Annotated in this window: 25 protein-coding genes; 11 read left to right on the top strand and 14 right to left on the bottom strand. The window is 72.2% G+C overall.

Features of this window, described 5'->3' with window-relative positions:
- Positions 1–66: 66 nt before the first annotated feature.
- The gene (locus tag ABME01_RS10805; protein WP_353828531.1) at positions 67–468 is read left to right on the top strand and encodes an Abi family protein; all 402 of its coding nucleotides are present in this window, start codon (positions 67–69) and stop codon (positions 466–468) included.
- Between the two features lie 27 nt (positions 469–495).
- Here the strand turns inward: ABME01_RS10805 and ABME01_RS10810 are convergent, their stop codons facing one another.
- The 6 genes from ABME01_RS10810 to ABME01_RS10835 all read right to left on the bottom strand — a co-directional run bounded on the left by ABME01_RS10810 (position 496) and on the right by ABME01_RS10835 (position 3,332).
- Entirely contained in the window at positions 496–765 is a 270-nt protein-coding gene (locus ABME01_RS10810) for a hypothetical protein (RefSeq protein WP_353828415.1), read from the bottom strand.
- A 104-nt stretch (positions 766–869) separates the two neighbouring features.
- Positions 870–1,268: a hypothetical protein gene (locus ABME01_RS10815; RefSeq protein ID WP_353828416.1), complete on the bottom strand. Its 399-nt coding sequence runs from the start codon at positions 1,266–1,268 to the stop codon at positions 870–872.
- A gap of 169 nt (positions 1,269–1,437) precedes the next feature.
- The gene (locus ABME01_RS10820; protein ID WP_353828417.1) at positions 1,438–1,779 is read right to left on the bottom strand and encodes a type II toxin-antitoxin system PemK/MazF family toxin; all 342 of its coding nucleotides are present in this window, start codon (positions 1,777–1,779) and stop codon (positions 1,438–1,440) included.
- Complete coding sequence (locus ABME01_RS10825) at positions 1,776–1,976, bottom strand: hypothetical protein (protein ID WP_353828418.1); 201 nt, start codon at positions 1,974–1,976, stop codon at positions 1,776–1,778. The genes ABME01_RS10820 and ABME01_RS10825 overlap by 4 nt, the downstream gene beginning before the upstream one ends.
- 144 nt (positions 1,977–2,120) lie before the next feature.
- Positions 2,121–2,696, bottom strand: coding sequence for a recombinase family protein (locus ABME01_RS10830; protein WP_353828419.1), 576 nt, complete (start codon positions 2,694–2,696; stop codon positions 2,121–2,123).
- A gap of 153 nt (positions 2,697–2,849) precedes the next feature.
- On the bottom strand, positions 2,850–3,332 hold the full coding sequence (locus ABME01_RS10835) for an ATP-dependent zinc protease family protein (RefSeq protein WP_436407427.1): 483 nt from the start codon (positions 3,330–3,332) through the stop codon (positions 2,850–2,852).
- A gap of 27 nt (positions 3,333–3,359) precedes the next feature.
- On the opposite strand from ABME01_RS10835, the gene rimK reads away from it, so the two are divergent.
- Positions 3,360–4,565, top strand: coding sequence for a 30S ribosomal protein S6--L-glutamate ligase (rimK, locus tag ABME01_RS10840; protein ID WP_353828421.1), 1,206 nt, complete (start codon positions 3,360–3,362; stop codon positions 4,563–4,565).
- Positions 4,566–4,609: 44 nt separating this feature from the next.
- On the opposite strand, the gene ABME01_RS10845 is transcribed toward rimK, so the two are convergent.
- Both ABME01_RS10845 and ABME01_RS10850 read right to left on the bottom strand, forming a co-directional pair.
- Positions 4,610–4,972, bottom strand: a complete 363-nt coding sequence (locus ABME01_RS10845; RefSeq protein ID WP_353828422.1) for a GntR family transcriptional regulator — start codon at positions 4,970–4,972, stop codon at positions 4,610–4,612.
- Between the two features lie 15 nt (positions 4,973–4,987).
- Positions 4,988–5,425 (bottom strand): Lrp/AsnC family transcriptional regulator, encoded by a 438-nt coding sequence (locus ABME01_RS10850; protein WP_353828423.1) that lies wholly within the window; start codon positions 5,423–5,425, stop codon positions 4,988–4,990.
- 215 nt (positions 5,426–5,640) lie between these two features.
- Between ABME01_RS10850 and ABME01_RS10855 the strand changes: the two genes are divergently transcribed.
- A complete protein-coding gene (locus ABME01_RS10855) occupies positions 5,641–6,573 on the top strand; it encodes an LLM class F420-dependent oxidoreductase (RefSeq protein WP_353828424.1) in 933 nt (310 codons plus the stop codon).
- Here ABME01_RS10855 and ABME01_RS10860 read toward each other — a convergent pair.
- Both ABME01_RS10860 and ABME01_RS10865 read right to left on the bottom strand, forming a co-directional pair.
- On the bottom strand, positions 6,509–7,204 hold the full coding sequence (locus ABME01_RS10860; RefSeq protein WP_353828425.1) for a hypothetical protein: 696 nt from the start codon (positions 7,202–7,204) through the stop codon (positions 6,509–6,511). The genes ABME01_RS10855 and ABME01_RS10860 overlap by 65 nt on opposite strands.
- A 114-nt stretch (positions 7,205–7,318) precedes the next feature.
- The gene (locus ABME01_RS10865) at positions 7,319–8,086 is read right to left on the bottom strand and encodes a hypothetical protein (RefSeq protein ID WP_353828426.1); all 768 of its coding nucleotides are present in this window, start codon (positions 8,084–8,086) and stop codon (positions 7,319–7,321) included.
- A 397-nt stretch (positions 8,087–8,483) separates the two neighbouring features.
- Here ABME01_RS10865 and ddaH point away from each other — a divergent pair, with 397 nt between their 5' ends.
- The 3 genes from ddaH (at position 8,484) to ABME01_RS10880 (ending at position 10,925) form a co-directional block, all read left to right on the top strand.
- Positions 8,484–9,341, top strand: coding sequence for a dimethylargininase (gene ddaH, locus ABME01_RS10870; RefSeq protein ID WP_353828427.1), 858 nt, complete (start codon positions 8,484–8,486; stop codon positions 9,339–9,341).
- A gap of 156 nt (positions 9,342–9,497) precedes the next feature.
- Entirely contained in the window at positions 9,498–10,028 is a 531-nt protein-coding gene (locus tag ABME01_RS10875; RefSeq protein ID WP_353828428.1) for a Rho termination factor N-terminal domain-containing protein, read from the top strand.
- 108 nt (positions 10,029–10,136) lie between these two features.
- The gene (locus ABME01_RS10880; RefSeq protein WP_353828429.1) at positions 10,137–10,925 is read left to right on the top strand and encodes a polyprenol monophosphomannose synthase; all 789 of its coding nucleotides are present in this window, start codon (positions 10,137–10,139) and stop codon (positions 10,923–10,925) included.
- On the opposite strand, the gene ABME01_RS10885 is transcribed toward ABME01_RS10880, so the two are convergent.
- Positions 10,874–12,124, bottom strand: coding sequence for an ROK family protein (locus ABME01_RS10885; RefSeq protein WP_353828430.1), 1,251 nt, complete (start codon positions 12,122–12,124; stop codon positions 10,874–10,876). The two genes, ABME01_RS10880 and ABME01_RS10885, sit on opposite strands and share 52 nt — an antisense overlap.
- Before the next feature lie 115 nt (positions 12,125–12,239).
- Positions 12,240–12,587, bottom strand: a complete 348-nt coding sequence (locus ABME01_RS10890; protein WP_353828431.1) for a VOC family protein — start codon at positions 12,585–12,587, stop codon at positions 12,240–12,242.
- A 61-nt stretch (positions 12,588–12,648) separates the two neighbouring features.
- Here ABME01_RS10890 and ABME01_RS10895 point away from each other — a divergent pair, with 61 nt between their 5' ends.
- From ABME01_RS10895 to ABME01_RS10910, 4 genes are all read left to right on the top strand, one after another.
- Entirely contained in the window at positions 12,649–13,170 is a 522-nt protein-coding gene (locus ABME01_RS10895; RefSeq protein ID WP_353828432.1) for a TetR/AcrR family transcriptional regulator, read from the top strand.
- 84 nt (positions 13,171–13,254) lie between these two features.
- The gene (locus tag ABME01_RS10900) at positions 13,255–13,608 is read left to right on the top strand and encodes a DUF2200 domain-containing protein (RefSeq protein ID WP_353828433.1); all 354 of its coding nucleotides are present in this window, start codon (positions 13,255–13,257) and stop codon (positions 13,606–13,608) included.
- 64 nt (positions 13,609–13,672) lie between these two features.
- Positions 13,673–13,957, top strand: a complete 285-nt coding sequence (locus ABME01_RS10905; RefSeq protein WP_353828434.1) for an ArsR/SmtB family transcription factor — start codon at positions 13,673–13,675, stop codon at positions 13,955–13,957.
- Positions 13,954–14,361: a VOC family protein gene (locus tag ABME01_RS10910; protein WP_353828435.1), complete on the top strand. Its 408-nt coding sequence runs from the start codon at positions 13,954–13,956 to the stop codon at positions 14,359–14,361. Before ABME01_RS10905 ends, ABME01_RS10910 begins: the two co-directional genes overlap by 4 nt.
- 17 nt (positions 14,362–14,378) lie before the next feature.
- Here the strand turns inward: ABME01_RS10910 and ABME01_RS10915 are convergent, their stop codons facing one another.
- Positions 14,379–15,908: a carboxylesterase/lipase family protein gene (locus ABME01_RS10915; RefSeq protein WP_353828436.1), complete on the bottom strand. Its 1,530-nt coding sequence runs from the start codon at positions 15,906–15,908 to the stop codon at positions 14,379–14,381.
- A 29-nt stretch (positions 15,909–15,937) separates the two neighbouring features.
- Positions 15,938–16,528, bottom strand: a complete 591-nt coding sequence (locus ABME01_RS10920) for a TetR/AcrR family transcriptional regulator (RefSeq protein WP_353828437.1) — start codon at positions 16,526–16,528, stop codon at positions 15,938–15,940.
- A gap of 172 nt (positions 16,529–16,700) precedes the next feature.
- On the opposite strand from ABME01_RS10920, the gene ABME01_RS10925 reads away from it, so the two are divergent.
- Positions 16,701–17,177 (top strand): hypothetical protein, encoded by a 477-nt coding sequence (locus tag ABME01_RS10925; protein WP_353828438.1) that lies wholly within the window; start codon positions 16,701–16,703, stop codon positions 17,175–17,177.
- The last annotated feature ends 81 nt before the right edge of the window (positions 17,178–17,258 follow it).

The raw sequence follows: 17,258 nt of genomic DNA on the forward strand, positions 1-17,258 counted from the left end.
GAGCATCCGCAGCGCTCGCTCGCGCATCTCGGGGTCAAACTTCTTCGGCATCGTCATCCATCCTGAATTAGAGGACGGAACGATACCCAGGCCGAATCAGTCGCCGCGGACATCGGATTGACCGCGCCAGTGCTCGAGTCCTGGATGCAGACATACGTCCGAGTACGGAACATCTGCGCGCACCACGGCCGGCTCTGGAACGTGGGCCTTGGCGTATACCCGGCCATCCCGAACTCAACTGGGATCTCCTGGCTGGCCGGCCCGGGGGCGCTCCCAGAGCGCTCGCGGCGGCGACTGTACCCGGTGCTGGTGTCGTTGCAGGCCGTGCTGGACGCTATCTCGCCGCGCAGCAGCTGGGCCCGCCGACTCCACGAACTGCTCATCACTCGCCCATCGATGAACCGTGCCGGAATGGGCGTTCCCGAGCACTGGGCCGAGAACCCCTTCTGGGCCGGCCACCTTGGTTGAGGCGATACCGCGCGCGGAAGCGATCCCTCAGCGAGAACCCGAGCTTGGAGCAGCCGTCTTGCGCTTCAAGAACAGGCCACGGATCCAACCGAGCAGGAGGACCAATAGCCCACAGGCGAGCGTCAACGCTCCGAGGGCGAGTAGCCAGCGTTCGCCTGCGGTGGCAGCACTGAGCTCGATCATCAGGTCGTGATGCTCGGTGCCGGCGAGGTGGTCCACCGCGAATATGCGGCTCGAGTGAGAGAACAGCGCTGCGAAGATGACGCCGGACCCGACGAGCGCCAGGACGGCGCCCACGACCATCCGTACAACTTCAGACTTCAACGCGCGCCCTTCTCGGTTATGGAGTGACCTGAGCCTCTCACGGCACCTCCGGCCGGGCCGACCACTCACGATCGTTGTCAGGGACAGGCGTCGGCCCCGAATTCTTCGAGATCTCCTATGAGGAAACCAGTGAACCGGTCGGGATCCCGGTACATGACTTTGCCGGGTTCGAGTCGGGCGAGATCAGACGCCTCGAACCAAACGGAGATGAGGTTGGCGCCGGAGCTAAACGGCCACGCCGCTGTTCCCTCCGCCCAAGCGGTAAGTTCATAGCGCTGACCTGCTGCAATCTCGACATCGCCGCCCAAGAATGCGTACTCGCGGACATCCTCGGAGGCGTCGAGCTCTACTCGCGATAGCCGATTCACGGCCCTGCCATCAGAATCGACTTCGACCACGGCAACCCCGGCCACGCGGTTCTCGCAGGGCTCGAACACCGCCACCGGCTCGCCGTCCGGATCGACACTGATGCCCACGCGCCCGCGCTCGGCCGCTGTGCACCCTGCGAGCACGAGACAAGCGACAGCTACACCTGCTGTCGCAACAAATCGCCCCGTCCCACGCGTACCCACCTCAGAAGCATGGCATCTCGTCTCAACCGGCCACCCAGACATCGACCCGATAGTCGGTCCTTCTCCGGACGCTCTATGGCGCCCGTGGTGGCATTACGTCTTGGACGCCGAGGTAGTGAGCCAGTGCCGAATCGACTTCGGCAAGTTGGTCTCGTGTGAGGTAGTCGACGGGGTCTCCGACGACGTAGTCGACGTCGATCGAGCGGATCTGGTCGACGAGGAGCTTCGTTTGGCGGCCGTCGATCTCCAGCTCGGGCCTGTGAATGGAGCTCCCGGCCGAGGTCGAGGTGGGCACGACGGTGACAACGGACAATGGCGAGTCTGACGGTGATACGACGAGTCCGAGCCGTCTTCCGCCCTGCTCGTGTCCGCGGGGGCGACCCAGGTCGATCCGGTAAACGGCGCCGCGGATCACCAGGCCTCAGGCTCCGCGTTGAGGTTCTCGTCCTTCAACGCGTCAGCGTCCGCGCGGAACTGTTCCAGCCAACGCTCGTGATCCAGCAACCGGAGTGCGCGGCGGAGCGTGTCGGACGTGCTCTCGCCAGGCTGCGCGGCATCGCGAAGAATGCGCTCGTCGTCCTGCGTGGGACGGAATCCGATTGTCGAACCCATGTCTTCATGCTAACGCGTGTTCAACAAATGTTGCACAGTCTGGCTGGGATCCAGAACCGGCGCGCAGCCGGTCCCTCACAGCGCACCCGGACGCCGAAGGAACCCCACCCGCGCGCAATCGACCCGTGACGCGCGGCACCTCCCTCATGGGGTCCGGCGCTGGAGTGTCCGGTACACGGTCGCCCGTGAAACCCCGAAGATCTCGGCGAGCTCTGCCGACGTGTGGTTCCCCGCGTCGTGGACCTGGATCAGCAGCGACTGCTGCGCCGCCGAGAGTTTGGGCGCCCTGCCGCGGAGGCGACCCTTGGCCCGCGCGACGGCCATGCCCTCCCGGGTGCGAGCACGGATGAGATCGGACTCGAATTCGGCGACCATCGCCAGGACGTTGAACAGCAATCTTCCGACCGGGTCGTTCGGATCGTGGAGCGACCCGCCCAGGTTGAGGCGGACGTTCTTCGACGTCAGTTCGTCGACGATGTCGCGGGCGTCGCGGAGCGATCGGGCGAGGCGGTCGAGCTTCGTGACGACGAAGGTATCTCCGTCGCGGCACGCGGCCAGGGCCTGCCTCAGGCCCGGTCGTTCCCGATTCCTACCGGTCAGCCCCTGATCGGTGTAGATCCGCTCGGGCGTGACCCCGAGTCGGATGAGCGCCTCCCGTTGCGCGGTGAGGTCCTGTTCGTGCGTCGAGACGCGGGCGTACCCGATGAGCAATGCGTTCATGTCGGCAGCGTCCGCCCCGGTGCTCGAGCCGGCAAGGCGCATCGAGTCGACGGGCCGCAAACCGCCGAAGGCCTTCGGTGTCGCGGATGACCCGCCCGCTGAACTGCCCGGTGAGCGGGGCTCGTGTGCGACACGAGTCGCACACGGAGCGCGTCAGTCGCGCCCGCGGTTGCGGCGACGGATGGCGCGCGGCGCCCGCCCGCCCAGGAACGACCGGCCGGCGTCGACGAGGAACCCGTTCCGCAGCGCCTCGCGTCCCACGAGCATCCGGAAGCCCATCTCGTCGCGGTTGGTGAGCGTGACCTCGGCGCGCACCTCGCGACCGAGCAGCACGAGGTCCATGAGCACAACCAGGCGTTCCTGTGCGTGCCCGGTCGAGCTCTTCACGATCCGGCGGTCGTGCACCGGCAGTTCGACGACGGTCGCGTCGGCGTCGACGTCCTGCCAGGGATGGATGCCGAACCGCACCCAGTCGACGTCGTCGCGCCGGAACTCCTCGAGCTCGAAGGCGTGCAGCGCCGACGAGCGCGCCCCCGTGTCGAGCTTGGCCTTGATCCACTCGACGTCGGCCTGAGGAAGGCGCACCCATTCGCGCCATCCCGCGATGGTGTTTGAATGGGTCGACACGTCCGTCACCCGATCAATCTTGGCAGGTAGTCCTCCATGAAACTCGCGATCCTGTCGCGCGCCCCCCAGGCCTACTCGACCCAGCGTCTCCGTGCTGCAGCGCAGCAGCGCGGCCACGACGTCAAGGTCCTGAACACCCTCCGCTTCGGCATCGACCTCTCCGGCGCCGAACCCGACCTGCAGTACCGCGGCCGTCCGCTGTCGGACTACGACGCGATCCTGCCGCGCATCGGCAACTCGATCACCTACTTCGGCACCGCGGTCGTGCGCCAGTTCGAGCAGATGGACGTCTACACGCCCAACACCGCGAACGGCATCACGAATTCGCGCGACAAGCTCCGCGCCAACCAGATCCTCTCGCGCCACAACATCGCACTGCCCGCGACCACGTTCGTGCGCAACCGCGCCGACCTCCGCCCGGCGATCGAGTCGGTCGGCGGGGCGCCGATCGTGATCAAGCTCCTCGAGGGCACCCAGGGCATCGGGGTCATCCTCGCGCCGACGGTCAAGGTCGCCGAGGCGATCATCGAGACCCTGCACTCGACGCAGCAGAACGTCCTGATCCAGAAGTTCATCGCCGAGAGCCGCGGACGCGACATCCGTGCTCTCGTCGTGGGCGACCGCGTGGTCGCGGCCATGCGCCGGGTCGCGAGCGGCGACGAGTTCCGCTCGAACGTGCACCGCGGCGGCAGCGTCGAGCCGGTCGAGCTCACGCCGGAGTACCAGCAGGCCGCCGTGCGCTCGGCCCAGATCATGGGTCTCAAGGTCGCCGGCGTCGACATGCTCGAGGGCAACGAGGGCCCGCTCGTCATGGAGGTCAACTCCTCGCCCGGACTGCAGGGCATCGAGACGGCGACGAAGCTGGATGTCGCGGGCGCCATCATCGACTACATCGACAACCAGGTCGCGTTCCCCGAGATCGACGTCCGCCAGCGGCTCACCGTGTCGACCGGGTACGGCGTGGCCGAGCTGCTCGTGCACGGCGCGGCCGACGTCGTCGGCAAGCCGCTGGGCGAATCGGGCCTGGGCGAGCGCGACATCACGGTGCTCACCCTGCACCGAGGCACGAACGTCATCCCGAACCCGCGCCGCAGCGTCGTGCTCGAATCCGGGGACCGGCTGCTGTGCTTCGGCAAGCTCGAGGAGATGCGCTCGATGATCCCCGAGCGCCGTCGCCGTCGCACCAAGGTGCGGAAGCTGCCCAAGCAGCCGATCCCGGCGCCGGAGACCGCGGCGGGCTGACCCGGCCGCGGCCCGGTCACGGCCCGACGCGCACGGCGCCGACGCTAGGACCGCGACCGCAGCGCGCGATCGACCGCGTCGAGCGCGGCGTCCGCCCCCACGCCGAGTCGGTCGGCCACGTCGGCGAACTCGGATGCCGCGGCCTGCAGCGCCTGCGCCACCGGGTCGCCCGCCGTGCGGACGAACGTGCCGGCGCGCCCGCGTCCCTCGACGACGTCGTCGGCCTCGAGCTCCTTGTACGCACGGGCCACGGTGTTCGCGGCGAGGCCGAGCTCCTCGGCGAGGGCGCGCACGGTCGGCAGCTTCGCGCCGGCGGCGAGCCGGCCGTCGCGCACCGCGTCGACCACCTGCATCCGAATCTGCTCGAAGGGGGGCGTGCCCGACTCGGCGTCGACGGTGAAGCGCATGGGGAGCCTCCCGGCTCAGTCGCGGTTGCGGTTGACCAGCCTCGAGAGCACGATCGCGCTGCGCGTGTGGTCGACGTTCGGGGCGATGCGCACCCGCTCGAGCGCATCCTCGAGCGAGGTGATGTCGCGGGCGCGCATGTGCACGATCGCGTCGGCGCTCCCGGTCACCGTGCCCGCGTAGACGATCTCGGGCACGTTCTGCAGGATCCGCTGCAGCTCGTCGGGCGCCACCGTTCCGCGGCAGAACAGCTCGACGTAGGCCTCGGTGCTCATGCCGTCGACCGCGGGGTCGACCTGGATCGTGAACGCCTTGATCGCGCCGTCGGCGACGAGCTTGTCGACCCGCCGCTTGACGGCCGACGCGGAGAGCCCGACCGCGGAGCCGATGTCGCCGTAACCCGCCCGCGAGTTCTGCCGCAGGAGGTCGAGGATGGCCCGGTCGAGGTTGTCCATGGGGCGATTCTACGGCGGTCCGTTGCGTGCGAACAGGGTCGGACGCCGGTTTCGTGCGCGGCGTTGCACGTTCGTGATCGTCCGGGGTGGCGCGGAGCCGGATCGGGGCGTTCGTCGCGGGCGGCGGCCGTGGGCCTGCGCCGCGCCGCCGCGGCATCCGTTCGCTCGTGGCGCACCGGATGTCGCGACCGCCCGTCCGGACGTATCGTGAGGCCATGACCCGGAACGAGCCAGTCCGCCTCGCCGTGCAGCTGCAGCCCCAGCATGCGACCTACCCGCAGATCCGCGACGCGGTGCTCCGCATGGAGGACCTCGGCGTCGACGTGATCATGAACTGGGACCACTTCTTCCCGCTCTCCGGCGACCCCGACGGCCTGCACTTCGAGGCCTGGACGATGCTCGGGGCGTGGGCCGAGCAGACGGAGCGCGTCGAGTTCGGCACGCTCGTCAACTGCAACTCGTACCGCAACGCCGACCTGCAGGCCGACATGGCCCGCACGCTCGACCACGTGAGCGCCAAGGGCGGCGACGTCGGGCGCTTCATCTTCGGCACGGGCTCGGGGTGGTTCGAGCGCGACTACGACGAGTACGGGTACGAGTTCGGCACCGTCGGCTCGCGCCTCGACGACCTCGCCGAGGCGCTGCCGCGCGTGAAGGCGCGCTGGGCGGAGCTCAACCCCGCGCCGACCCGTGAGATCCCGATCATGATCGGCGGCAAGGGCGAGCAGAAGACCCTTCGCCTGGTCGCCGAGCACGCCGACATCTGGCACTCGTTCGTCCGGCCCCACGAGATCGGCCACAAGGTCGAGGTGCTGAAGCGCTGGGGCGAGAAGGTCGGGCGAGACGTCTCCGAGATCACGATCTCGAACGAGCTCTCGCGGCGCGGCCTCGACGACGAGCACGCCGACGCGCTGCACAACGCCGGCGTGCGGCTGTTCACGCTCGGCATCTCGGGGCCCGCGTACGACGACACCGCCGTTCGGCACTGGCTCGCCTGGCGCGACCGCCGCAACGAGGAGGCCGGCGCCGACGCGGCCCGAGCTCGCATCCCTCTCACCGGGCGGCAGCCGCGCGCGGGTGCGTTCAGCCCAGCGGGCGAGCGGGTGCGTTCAGGGTCACGTCCCCGTCGACGCTCCACCGCGCACTGAAGTCGCCCACCGCGGGAATCGTCCGCGACGTGACGAGCCCGTCGGCCGGGAAGCGGCCGCCGCTGGTGCAGGAGACCTCGGCGGCCCCGAACGCCAGGACGAGCAGCAGGCACGCATCCGCGCCGTCCGCCGTGCGCACGCCGACCACCCAGACGCCGTCCGGCCGGGTCGCCAGCAGCCGCCGACTGGACTCGTCGAGCGCGGGAGCCTCCGGGAGCGGGGGATGGCCCACGTCGTCGGTCGAGCTCGCCGGCCGGTCGAACACCTCCCACGCGGTGGTCTCGTCGGCCCGGACGTCGGGCCGGACGTCGGAGGACACCCCGCCCGCGACCCAGCCGAGGACGATGCCGGCGACCAGCCCGGCGCCGGCGGCGGTGAGGACGGCGGCCCGGCCGCGCCGCGGGGCGGCGTTCGCGATCGGCGCCGCAGCAGGCTCGTCGTCCGAACGTGGGGCCTCGTCGGACTCGGCGCCGCGCTCCGGGTCGGCCGTGGCGCCCGCATCGGACTCCGCGTCGTCGCCTCGGAGCGAGGCGAGTTCGGCGAGGGCGGCCCGCCGTCCCTGATCATCGCCTCCGGCGCCGTACGCGAGGCGCTGCAGGCGGGCGATCCGCTCATCGTGCTGCGAGGTCATGCGCATCTCCCGGGCCGACGATCGTGCCGGCCCTCCCATCATGCGCCGATCGCGTGGGGTGTGGGGTGGAGATCGTCGCGGTGGCGCTGCGATCGGGAACCGACCGCGCTGTGATCAGTCGAGCACCGTGAGCGCTCCGTCGGCCCCCCAGATGACCGTCAGCCAGTCCCCGCCCTGCTGTTCGTAGGCGACCCGGACCCCGCCGGCAGGGAATACCGGCTCGGGCGTGCACGACGACCCACCGCCGACCTCGGGCAGCTCGGTGAACAGGCAGATGCCGTCGCCGTCGCTCGCGCGCGCGACGTGCACCGACGTGCCGTCCGGCAGCGACGCCAGCTTCCGGATGCTCGCGGCGTCGAAGCCCATGCTCTCCACGAATGAGCCGGACTCCGGCAGGTCCGACGGCGACTGGGCGCGCTCGAACACCTCGGCGGCGAGGGAACCCTCGAGCGGAAGGCCCTGCTCGGCGGGGTCGGCGAGTGGGAACACGAGTTCCGAGTCGGGGACGTCGGGCTCGGAGACGGCGCCGGCCAGGTTCAGCCCGGTCGCCAGCCCGCCGGCGAAGCCGATCGCCAGCGCGATCGCCGCGGCGAGTCCGGCGACCCGCACGACCGGGGCCGAGGGTGCGGGCGCGGGAACCCGATCGTCCGCGGGGTCGATGCCGTCCGGCCAGGCGCCGCCTCGCTCGTCGGGTGGCGTCTCGCTGTCGGATGCGGGGACCGACGGCCGGCCGCCGGAGGGGGCCACGGCCACCGCGACCGCTCGACCGCTCGGTTCGCGGAGCGCGGCGAGCTCCCGCTCGGCCCGCGCGCGATCGGCGACGTCGCTGCCGGCCCCGTAGGCCAGTCGCTGCAGTTCGGCGATGCGCTCCGCGTCGGTCATCCGATCCTCCTCGCCCGGCCGGGGGAGGGAGGGCGCCCGGGCTCGGCTCAGGATGCCGCATCCGCGAGCTGCCCGGCAACGGGTTGCGGGCCTGCGGCGAGCGCTCCGGTCGCGACGGAATCGTGCGCGCGGCGTGCGTGCCCGCGCGCGGGAATCGGGCGGTGAATCATCCTCAGTCGCGGGATCGTTGCACGAGACCCCAGAAGGCGCAGGAATCGTGTGCGCAACGCGGAGAACTCCCGGCCCGCCAGGAACACACTGGAGGTGGCGTCCCGGCGGCGGTGGCATCCGAACACCGCTGCCGGGGCTCGAGAGAGCGACCTGGTCCGCCGACACCCACCGCCGAGCCGGCGGTCATGCCGCCGCGCTCGGAACACGACCACGCCAGAGGAGTGAGATGTCGACCGTGATCGAGACCGAGGCGACGCCCGCCGCGACCGAGCGGACCGCCACGATGAAGACCGTGCTGATGTGCCGACCCGAGCACTTCACCGTCGTCTACCGGATCAACCCGTGGATGGACCCCGCCAAGCCCACCGACACCGCGCTCGCGGTGGCGCAGTGGCAGGCGCTGCACGACACCTACGTCGGCCTCGGCTTCGACGTGCACCTGATCGACCCGGTCGAGGGTCTGCCCGACATGGTCTACGCCGCCAACGGCGGCACCGTGATCGACGGCATCGCGTACGGCGCGAAGTTCACGCACGAGCAGCGGCAGCCCGAGGGCCCCGCGTACATGGACTGGTTCCGCGAGAACGGCTTCGACGTGCGCGAGCCCGAGCACGTGAACGAGGGCGAGGGCGACTTCCTGCTCGTCGGCGACGTGATCCTGGCCGGCACCGGATTCCGCAGCGACGCGGCCAGCCACGACGAGCTCGCGCGCATCACGGGTCGCGAGGTCGTGAGCCTCACGCTCGTGAACCCGTCGTTCTACCACCTCGACACGGCCATCGCGGTGCTCGACTCCCGCCCGGGCCGGGAGCACATCGCGTACCTGCCGAGCGCGTTCGACGCGCGGTCGCTCGAGGTGCTGCGCGAGCGCTTCCCCGACGCGATCCTGGTCGGCGAGGAGGATGCCGCCGTGCTCGGCCTCAACTCCTTCAGCGACGGCCGCAACGTCGTGATCGCGGCCCGCGCGACCGGCTTCGAGCAGCAGCTCCGCGAGGCCGGGTACCACCCGATCGGCCTCGACCTCTCCGAACTGCTGCTCGGCGGCGGCGGCGTCAAGTGCTGCACGCTCGAACTGCGCCGCTGAGCCGGGCGCGCCTGAACCTGACCGGCGACTGACACGAGGGGCGGATGACGCGGGCGGGTGCCCGCGTCATCCGCCCCCGGCGCTGCACCGCTCGTCGGCGTCGGCTACGATTCCGGGGACCACCCCCGCGCACGACCCACCCCCGAGGGATCGACGATGGCACCCACGAACACCGACCCGCAGTCCGCCGAGGCACCCGAGCCCGGCGCCGAGAAGCCCGCCGGCGCCGTAAAGGCGGCCGTCGCCGGTGCGACGAAGCTCGCCAAGCGCGCGGGCGCGCAGCTGCGCCGCCTGCGTCGCACGGACGCCGGCGCCGGCGCGCCGGCCCCCGCCGCGACACCGTCGGCGCAGAAGGCTCCTGCGAAGGCGGCCCCCGCGGCGGCTCCCGATCCCGCGGCGGCCCCCGCTCCCGCGGCGGCCCGCGTCGACCCCGTCGCCCCGGCACCCGCCGCGGCAGCGCCGCCTGCGGCCGCGCCGACCAGGAAGCCGGCCGCCGCGCCGAACGCGAAGCCCGCGGCGGCGCCGGGCGCCAAGCCCGCTGCAGCGGCGAAGCCGACTGCGAAGGCCGCGGCCGGCGAGCTCGCCTCCCGCACGGTGCCCGAGCTGCGCGCGATCGCGAAGGAGCGCGGCATCACCGGCTACTCGCGCATGACCAAGCCGCAGCTGCTCGAGGCGCTCGGACGCTGACGTCGGCGTGCTGACGTCGGCGGGCGGATGCTCGCCGGCCGACGCCCCGTCGGCTGCGGCCGGTACGATGCCCTGACAGGTCGGCGTCGGCACGTGGAGGAGGAGCCGTTGGGCGGTGCGCTCGTGGTCATCCCCACGTACGACGAACGCGAGAACCTCGGTCCCATCGTCAGGCGGGTGCGAGCCGCGGTGCCCGCGTGCTCGGTGCTCGTCGTCGACGACGGTTCGCCCGACGGCACGGGCGAGGTCGCCGACCAGCTCGCGGCATCCGACCCGGCCGTCCACGTCCTGCACCGTCACGGCAAGGACGGGCTCGGCGCCGCCTACCTCGCGGCGTTCGACTGGGCCCTCGGCCGCGGCTACGACCCGATCGTGCAGCTCGACGCCGATGGCTCGCACCTGCCCGAGGAGCTGCCCTCGCTGCTCGAGGCGCTGGAGGCGAGGGATGGCGCGGGGCGCACGCCCGACGTCGTGATCGGCTCGCGCTGGGTGGCGGGCGGGTCGGTCGTGAACTGGCCGCGTCGCCGCGTCTGGCTGTCGAAGGTCGGGAGCGCGTACTCCCGTCTGCTGCTCGGCATCCCGGTGCGCGATGCGACCGCGGGCTACCGGGTGTTCCGGGCCGACGCGCTCCGCGACCTGCACCTCGAGGACGTGCACACGCGCGGCTACGGCTTCCAGGTCGACATGGCCTGGCACGCGGTCATGGCCGGCCTGCAGGTCGTCGAGGCGCCGGTGACGTTCGTCGAGCGCGAGCGCGGTCGCTCCAAGATGAGCGCGGGCATCGTCGTCGAGGCGATGCTGCGCGTGACGGGCTGGGGGATCGCTCGCCGCTTCCGGCCCGCGACTCAGGCGACGGCGGCGGCGGCGAGCACCGAGCGCAGGCGTTCGCGCGCCTGACGGCGTGCGCCGTCGACGCCGTCGTTCGCCCGATCGCCGGCGATGAGGCGCGGGATCGCATCGAGCGCGCCGCCGCCGATCTTCGGACGGTTGTCGCGGAACGACGCCTCGATGTCGGCGGCGAGCGGAGCCCACCACCCGCCCACCACGACCACGTCGGGATCGATCGTGGGCACGACGACCTGCAGGGCGCGGCCGACCCAGAGCGCGGCATCGAGCCAGGCCCAGCGGGCGCGGTCCTCCGATTCCGCCAGCCGGGTGGTGAGCTCGTCGATCGCCTCGCGGCGACCGTAGGCGCTCGCCACGCCGTCGAGCTCGGCCTTGGCCAGCACCACCTCGGGCGCGGCCACGGTCGCGAGGCAGCCGGTCTGGCCGCAGTCGCAGCGCACCCCGTTCGGCACGATCGGCAGGTGCCCGAACGTCGCGGCCAGGCCGTGCGCACCGTGGTACGGCGTGCCGCGCACGACGACGGCCGCGGAGACCTGCGCGTCGCCGGACACGTGCAGCACGATCTCGTCGGGATGCGCTGACGTCTCGACCGCGGCGCGGGACGACGCGGCGGCGCGCAGGCACGGCGGCGCCGACAGGTCGCCCTCGATGCCCGCGAGACGTTCCGAACGGGTGCGCAGCGCCGCCACGACGTCGAGCGGTTCGAGGCCGAGTGTCGCATCGCCGAGGGCGAGCTCGGGGGTGCCGACGACGGCGCCCTGGGTGAGCAGCGTCACCTCGGCGATCGTGCGGCCGTCGCGCTCGGCCTGCGCGAGCGCCCGGTCGACGACGAGGGCGAGTGCGTCGAGCGGCGCCGCCGAGCGCGGGCGGGGATCGTCGTCGACGAACGCGACCGGCTCGTCGTAGCGCGCCACCTCCGTGCCGTCCAGGTCGGCGATGGTGGCGAACGCGTCGTCGCCGGCGACGCCCGCCGTGAGCAGCAGGTGGTCTCCGATCGCGAGTCGGAGGCGGCCGTGCCGGCCCGCCGCGTCGGCGTCGGCGTCGACGAGCACGCCGGCCTCGAGCATCCGGGTCACGAGCCCGCCGACCGCCGTTCGGCCGAGGCCGGTGGCGCCGGCCAGTTCGGCCCGGGTCGCGCTGCCGTGTGCCAGCAGGTGGTCGATGAGCTCGGCGATGTGATCGAGGCGCCCGGCCGGGCTCGCGACGGCCTCGGCGGGTGCATGTGCGGCGGTGGCGCCGGGCTGCGTCATGTCGCCCAGCATTCCCTGTCGGCCCCGTGTGCGAGAAGTGCCCCGTTCGGGGGGCACCCTGGTGCCGGACCCCCCTAGACGACGACGGATGTGCCGGCGATCCGGACCGGATCCGTCACTCGATCTCGGCGTCGCTCGACTGGTCGATGACGTAGAGCACCGACCCGCCCGGCTCGCGGTAGGTGGCGAGGTAGCCGCCCGGGATCTCCGCTGGCCCGGCGAGCACCTCGACCCCGTCCGGACGCGAGCGGTGGAACTCGAGCACGCGGTCCACGACGAACATCGGCCCCGGGGCGGCGTCCGGGTCCTGGTCGAGCATGACCTGTATCCCGCCGTCTGGGGCCACGACGGCCGCGGTCGTCGCGCCCTCGCGCCAGAGCTCGGTCCAACCGAGGCGGTCGCGGTAGAACGCCAGGGACGCCGCCAGGTCGGACGTCGGTACGTACAGCATCTCGATCTGCATGATGTGTCATCCCCCCGCACGCGTAACGTGATTATGCATAGCGTAATGCGATAATGCCCATGTGCACCAGTGGCTTCCCATCTCGACCTCGCCGAAGGGGCGGCTCGCGCTCGTCGCGGTCGCCGGCTTCGGCGGCCGGCCGTACGGCGAGGTCGCGGTCGCCGACCTCGCCGCCGATGCCGGGGTGACGACCGGCGCGCTCTACCACCACTTCGGCAGCAAGCTCGGCCTCTTCTCCTTCGTCCGCGAGGACGTCGAGCGTCGGCTGCTCGATCGGATCGAGGGCGCGCTCGCCACGAGCGCCCAGCGGCGCGACGTGATGGGTGCGCTCGCGGTCGGCTTCGACTTCGCCGTGCGCGAGGGTGTCGTGCACCTGCTCGACGCGCCGCCGCCGGGTGCAGGGTCCGACCTGCTCGCTGAAGCGATCGCGGCGCACCTCTCACCGGCTCCGGGCGAGCTCGGCGTCCTCCTCGCCGCCGCGTGGCGCGCGGCGGTGCAGGCGGTGGGCACCGGGGTTGATCCGGCGCGAGCCCGTGCCGCGCTCCTCGCGCTCAGCGTCGACCCGGAGGTCCTGCACGGCTGACGAGCCCACGTCGGCCCTGCCCGGGGCGTCGGGTGGCGCGCGTAGGCTGGGTCGGGGACCACGGCGACGATGGGAGCGGATGACATGGCCGGCCACCGCATCTTCGGGATGAGCTTCGGCAGCATCTACCCCCTCTACGTGCAGAAGGTCGAGCGGAAGCAGCGCAGTCGCGACGACCTCGACACCGTCATCCGCTGGCTCACCGGCTACGACCAGGACGGGCTCGAGGAGGCGGTGGCCGACGGTCGCGACATGGCCGCGTTCTTCGACGGCGCACCCGAGCTGAACCCGAACGCCGGGCTCATCACCGGGGTGATCTGCGGCATCCGGGTGGAGGAGATCGAGGATCCGCTGATGCAGAAGATCCGGTACCTCGACAAGCTCGTCGACGAGGTCGCCCGCGGCAAGCGGATGACCTCGATCCTCCGCAGTCCCTGACCCGGAAGGGCAAGTTCTCACTTGCCCTTTACATGCAAGCAATGACTTGCCTATACTTCCCCCCATGGGCGACGTCTACCGGGCGCTGGCCGACGAGACCCGCCGGCTGGTGCTCGACGAGCTCGCGGCGCGCGATGGGCAGACCCTGTTCGAGATCTGCGGCACGCTCCTCACGCGGCACGGGCTCGGCATCACGCGGCAGGCGGTCTCGCAGCACCTCGCGGTCCTGGAGGATGCCGGACTGGTCCGCACCGAACGCCGGGGGCGCACCAAGCTGCACTACTTCGATCCATCGCCGCTCGCGGAGATCCCGCGGCGGTGGCCGCAACGAGAAGGGAACGACCGATGAGGATCACCCTCACCAGCGTGTTCGTCGACGACCAGGCGGCGGCACGCCGCTTCTACACGGAGGTGCTCGGCTTCACCGTCCGCCACGACGTGCCGCTGGGCGAGGACTCGTGGCTCACCGTCGTGTCACCCGACGACCCGGACGGCACCGAGTTGCTGCTCGAGCCCGCCGGCCACCCCGCCGTCGGGCCCTACCGTGCCGCGATGATGGAGCAGGGGATCCCCCTCGCCCAGTTCGCCGTCGACGACGCGTTCGCCGAGCACGAGCGGCTCACCGCCGCCGGCGTGGTGTTCACGCAGCCGCCGACCGACATCGGGCCCGCGGTCCTCGCCGTCTTCGACGACACCTGCGGGAACCTCATCCAGATCATGGCCCCGAAGGGCCCGCCCGCCGACGCGGGGTGATGCGTCGGCCGGATCGCTCACACCCCGGCGAGCGGACGCGCCGACGCGTACGCGTCGGGAACGACCGTGACGTCCGCGTCGTACGCGCGGGCGGGGAACGCCTCGCCGCTCGCGGACGGCCAGTCGGGTTCCCGGCCGCGGACGAGCGCGACGAGGTCGCCGTGCACCCGGTCGGCGAGGGCCTGCGGCGGGTTCGCACCCGCCAGGGCCGACACGCGGTCCGCGCCCAGCGCGTCGAACAGGAACGGCACGTCGAGGCAGTGCACCGCCGCGCCGAACGCGGGTGAACGCCACGAGAAGCGGTACGCCCACGTCCCCGCCGGGGTCGCGCCACCGGTCGCGGCCACCGCCGCGCCGAGTTCTCGCGCGGCGACGACCCGCACGAGCGGCGCCCGGAAGATCCGGTCGCTGACGTACCGGCCGAGCGTCGCGGCGGTGCCGCGCCGCCGCACCTCGCGGTTCTCGTCCAGCCAGACCGAGCGGAGCGGCCCGGCGAGGCCGAGTCGCTTCAGCGCGCGCTTCTTCGAGATCCAGGCCAGCCCGCCCGCGGCGTCTCGGAACGCGTTCGCGAACTCGTCGTCCGTCGCGCCGAGGACGAGCGGCACGTCGGCGCCGACCCCGGTGGCGAGCGACTGCGGGGTCGCGTGCGGCACGAGGTCGCCGTCGACCATCGGGCCGAGCGGCATGCCGTGCTCGATCAGCTGCGCGCCGCCCCCGGGCGCGCCGCGCGGCGGGCGCATCGCCGTGCGCTGCAACTCGAGCAGGTGCTCCTCGGGGAGCGAGCGGAATCCGTCGAGGTCCGGGCGGATGTAGCCGAGCTCGGCGACCCGGCGCGAGAAGGCCTCGGCGCGGTCCCGGGGCACGTCGGCGAGTGCGGGGGAGGCCGCCCAGGCGCGGTGGAACAGGCCCTGCGCCCGCGGCATCCCGAGCAGCGTGAGCACGGCGCCGCCGCCCGCGGACTGCCCCGCGATGGTCACGCGGGCCGGGTCGCCGCCGAAGGACGACACGTTCTCGCGCACCCACTCCAGCGCGAGGAGCCAGTCCCGCACCCCGCGGTTCGACGGCGCGTCGGCGATCCAGCCGAAGCCGTCGATCCCGAGCCGGTACGAGACGTTCACCGTGACGATGCCCGCACGATTGAACGCCCGGCCGTCGTACCAGGGGCTCGCCGGGGAGCCGGCGACGTAGCCGCCCCCGTGGATCCACACGAGCACCGGACGGCCCGTGCCGGGTGCGACGGGCATGGGCGAGGGCGTGAAGACGTCGACGTTGAGCGTCGCGTCGCCCGGTACCGAGGGCTCGGGGATGAGCGTGGCGCCGGGGTCCCCGCGCTGCGGGGTCGGCCCGTGCGCGGTCGCGTCGCGCACCCCGTCCCACGACGCCACGGGCACCGGCGCGGCGAACCGACGCTCGCCCACCGGCGCCTCGGCGAACGGGATGCCGAGGAACGCCGCCGAGCCGGTCGACGTGCCGGGCTCGCCCCGCCAGACGCCGCGCACCGTGCCGGCTCGCGTGTCGACGTCGACGGTGCGTGCGGGCTCTGCCACGGGGCCTCCTCGGGTGGGCGTGTCGCGGGTCAGGTCTCGTCCCGCACGGCGATCAGCTGCAGGAGCAGGCCGATGTGCTCCGCCATGTCGATCGTCGGGTCCATCAGCCACTGGGTCTGCAGCCCGTCGGCCGCCGACATCAGGAGCAGCGCCGTGCGATCGGGGTCGAGCTCGGGCCGCACCGAGCCGTCCGCCTGACCGCCCCGGATCTCGCCCGCCACGAGTGCGCAGAGGGTCTCGGTCCGCTCGCGGAAGAACGCGTGCGCCGGGTGCTCGGGGTCGGTCGCCTCGGCGGAGAGGTGCGTGTACAGCTGCACCAGCCCCGGCACGTCCGCGTTCCGGGCGATGGTGCGCCGGAAGCCCTCGAACATCGATACGCCGACGCCGCGGTCCTCGTAGCGCTGCCGGTCCTGCTCGTCGCGCTTGCGCAGCACCTCGGCGAAGAGCTCCTCCTTCGAGCTGAAGTAGTGCAGGAGCCCGGCCTGGCTGAGCCCGACCGCCTCGGCGAGCTGCCGGATCGACGCCCGGCCGTAGCCGTCGCGCGCGATCACCTCGAGCGCCGCCGACAGGATCTCCTCCCGCTTGGCGACGCCCTTCGCATATGCGCCACGTCGTGCCATGACCACGATCCTAGGGAACGGTCGTCACCGGTCGGACGCGACCGGTCGGTGCGCGGAGCATTGCCCGGCCCGCTCGCAGCGGTCAAGGGGTTGGGGACGGATGGCGCGCGGCGTACGCTCGCCGGAAGGGTGGTCGTTCGCGCGGCCGCCCGTCGACACGCGAGGGGGACGCATGCCGAAGACCGGGATGGATCGTGACGCCCGACGAGCCGCGAAGAAGGCGGTCAAGCGCGCCGAGCGCGCGCAGAAGGAGGCGCAGAAGCTCGCGAAGTCGCTGCCCGAGCCGGCGCAGAGCAGGCTCGGGCGGGCGGCGACCGCGGAACGGCGGCGGATCGCCGGGCTGCGCCGCGAGGTCGACCGGATGCCGTACGCGGTGCGCCGCGCCGCCGGGCGGTCGTCGGCCAGGATCGAGCGCGTCTCGGTCCGGTACGGCAGCGCCGGCGGGCGCGCCTCGTCGGCGGACGCCTCCCGGCGCGGGAGCGCGGCCAAGTCGATCGAGCGCCAGCGCAAGCAGGTGAAGCGGCCCTCGAACATGGCGATCGTGAGCGGATTCCGCACGTTGTTCACGGCCCTCACGACGCCGACCGACCAGCAGCGGGCGCGCAAGACCGCGAAGGAACGCCTGCGTCGCATGGAACGGCGCGGGTGAGCGGGCGGACCGTTCACGCTCCCGTCCGGTGCGCGTCACCGGATCGTAAGGATCCGCCTCGACGGGTGCGAGGCGCGGACC

Source organism: Agromyces litoreus (assembly GCF_040496015.1).
Taxonomy (GTDB): Bacteria; Actinomycetota; Actinomycetes; order Actinomycetales; family Microbacteriaceae; genus Agromyces; species Agromyces litoreus.

Bases quoted from the DNA above. Each gene is read 5' to 3' on its own strand.
- ABME01_RS10825 (WP_353828418.1), bottom strand. From the start codon at position 1,976: ATGGGTTCGACAATCGGATTCCGTCCCACGCAGGACGACGAGCGCATT.
- ABME01_RS10830 (WP_353828419.1), bottom strand. From the start codon at position 2,696: ATGAACGCATTGCTCATCGGGTACGCCCGCGTCTCGACGCACGAACAG.
- rimK (WP_353828421.1), top strand. From the start codon at position 3,360: ATGAAACTCGCGATCCTGTCGCGCGCCCCCCAGGCCTACTCGACCCAG.
- ABME01_RS10845 (WP_353828422.1), bottom strand. From the start codon at position 4,972: ATGCGCTTCACCGTCGACGCCGAGTCGGGCACGCCCCCCTTCGAGCAG.
- ABME01_RS10850 (WP_353828423.1), bottom strand. From the start codon at position 5,425: ATGGACAACCTCGACCGGGCCATCCTCGACCTCCTGCGGCAGAACTCG.
- ABME01_RS10855 (WP_353828424.1), top strand. From the start codon at position 5,641: ATGACCCGGAACGAGCCAGTCCGCCTCGCCGTGCAGCTGCAGCCCCAG.
- ABME01_RS10860 (WP_353828425.1), bottom strand. From the start codon at position 7,204: ATGACCTCGCAGCACGATGAGCGGATCGCCCGCCTGCAGCGCCTCGCG.
- ABME01_RS10865 (WP_353828426.1), bottom strand. From the start codon at position 8,086: ATGACCGACGCGGAGCGCATCGCCGAACTGCAGCGACTGGCCTACGGG.
- ddaH (WP_353828427.1), top strand. From the start codon at position 8,484: ATGTCGACCGTGATCGAGACCGAGGCGACGCCCGCCGCGACCGAGCGG.
- ABME01_RS10875 (WP_353828428.1), top strand. From the start codon at position 9,498: ATGGCACCCACGAACACCGACCCGCAGTCCGCCGAGGCACCCGAGCCC.
- ABME01_RS10885 (WP_353828430.1), bottom strand. From the start codon at position 12,124: ATGACGCAGCCCGGCGCCACCGCCGCACATGCACCCGCCGAGGCCGTC.
- ABME01_RS10890 (WP_353828431.1), bottom strand. From the start codon at position 12,587: ATGCAGATCGAGATGCTGTACGTACCGACGTCCGACCTGGCGGCGTCC.
- ABME01_RS10900 (WP_353828433.1), top strand. From the start codon at position 13,255: ATGGCCGGCCACCGCATCTTCGGGATGAGCTTCGGCAGCATCTACCCC.
- ABME01_RS10905 (WP_353828434.1), top strand. From the start codon at position 13,673: ATGGGCGACGTCTACCGGGCGCTGGCCGACGAGACCCGCCGGCTGGTG.
- ABME01_RS10910 (WP_353828435.1), top strand. From the start codon at position 13,954: ATGAGGATCACCCTCACCAGCGTGTTCGTCGACGACCAGGCGGCGGCA.
- ABME01_RS10920 (WP_353828437.1), bottom strand. From the start codon at position 16,528: ATGGCACGACGTGGCGCATATGCGAAGGGCGTCGCCAAGCGGGAGGAG.
- ABME01_RS10925 (WP_353828438.1), top strand. From the start codon at position 16,701: ATGCCGAAGACCGGGATGGATCGTGACGCCCGACGAGCCGCGAAGAAG.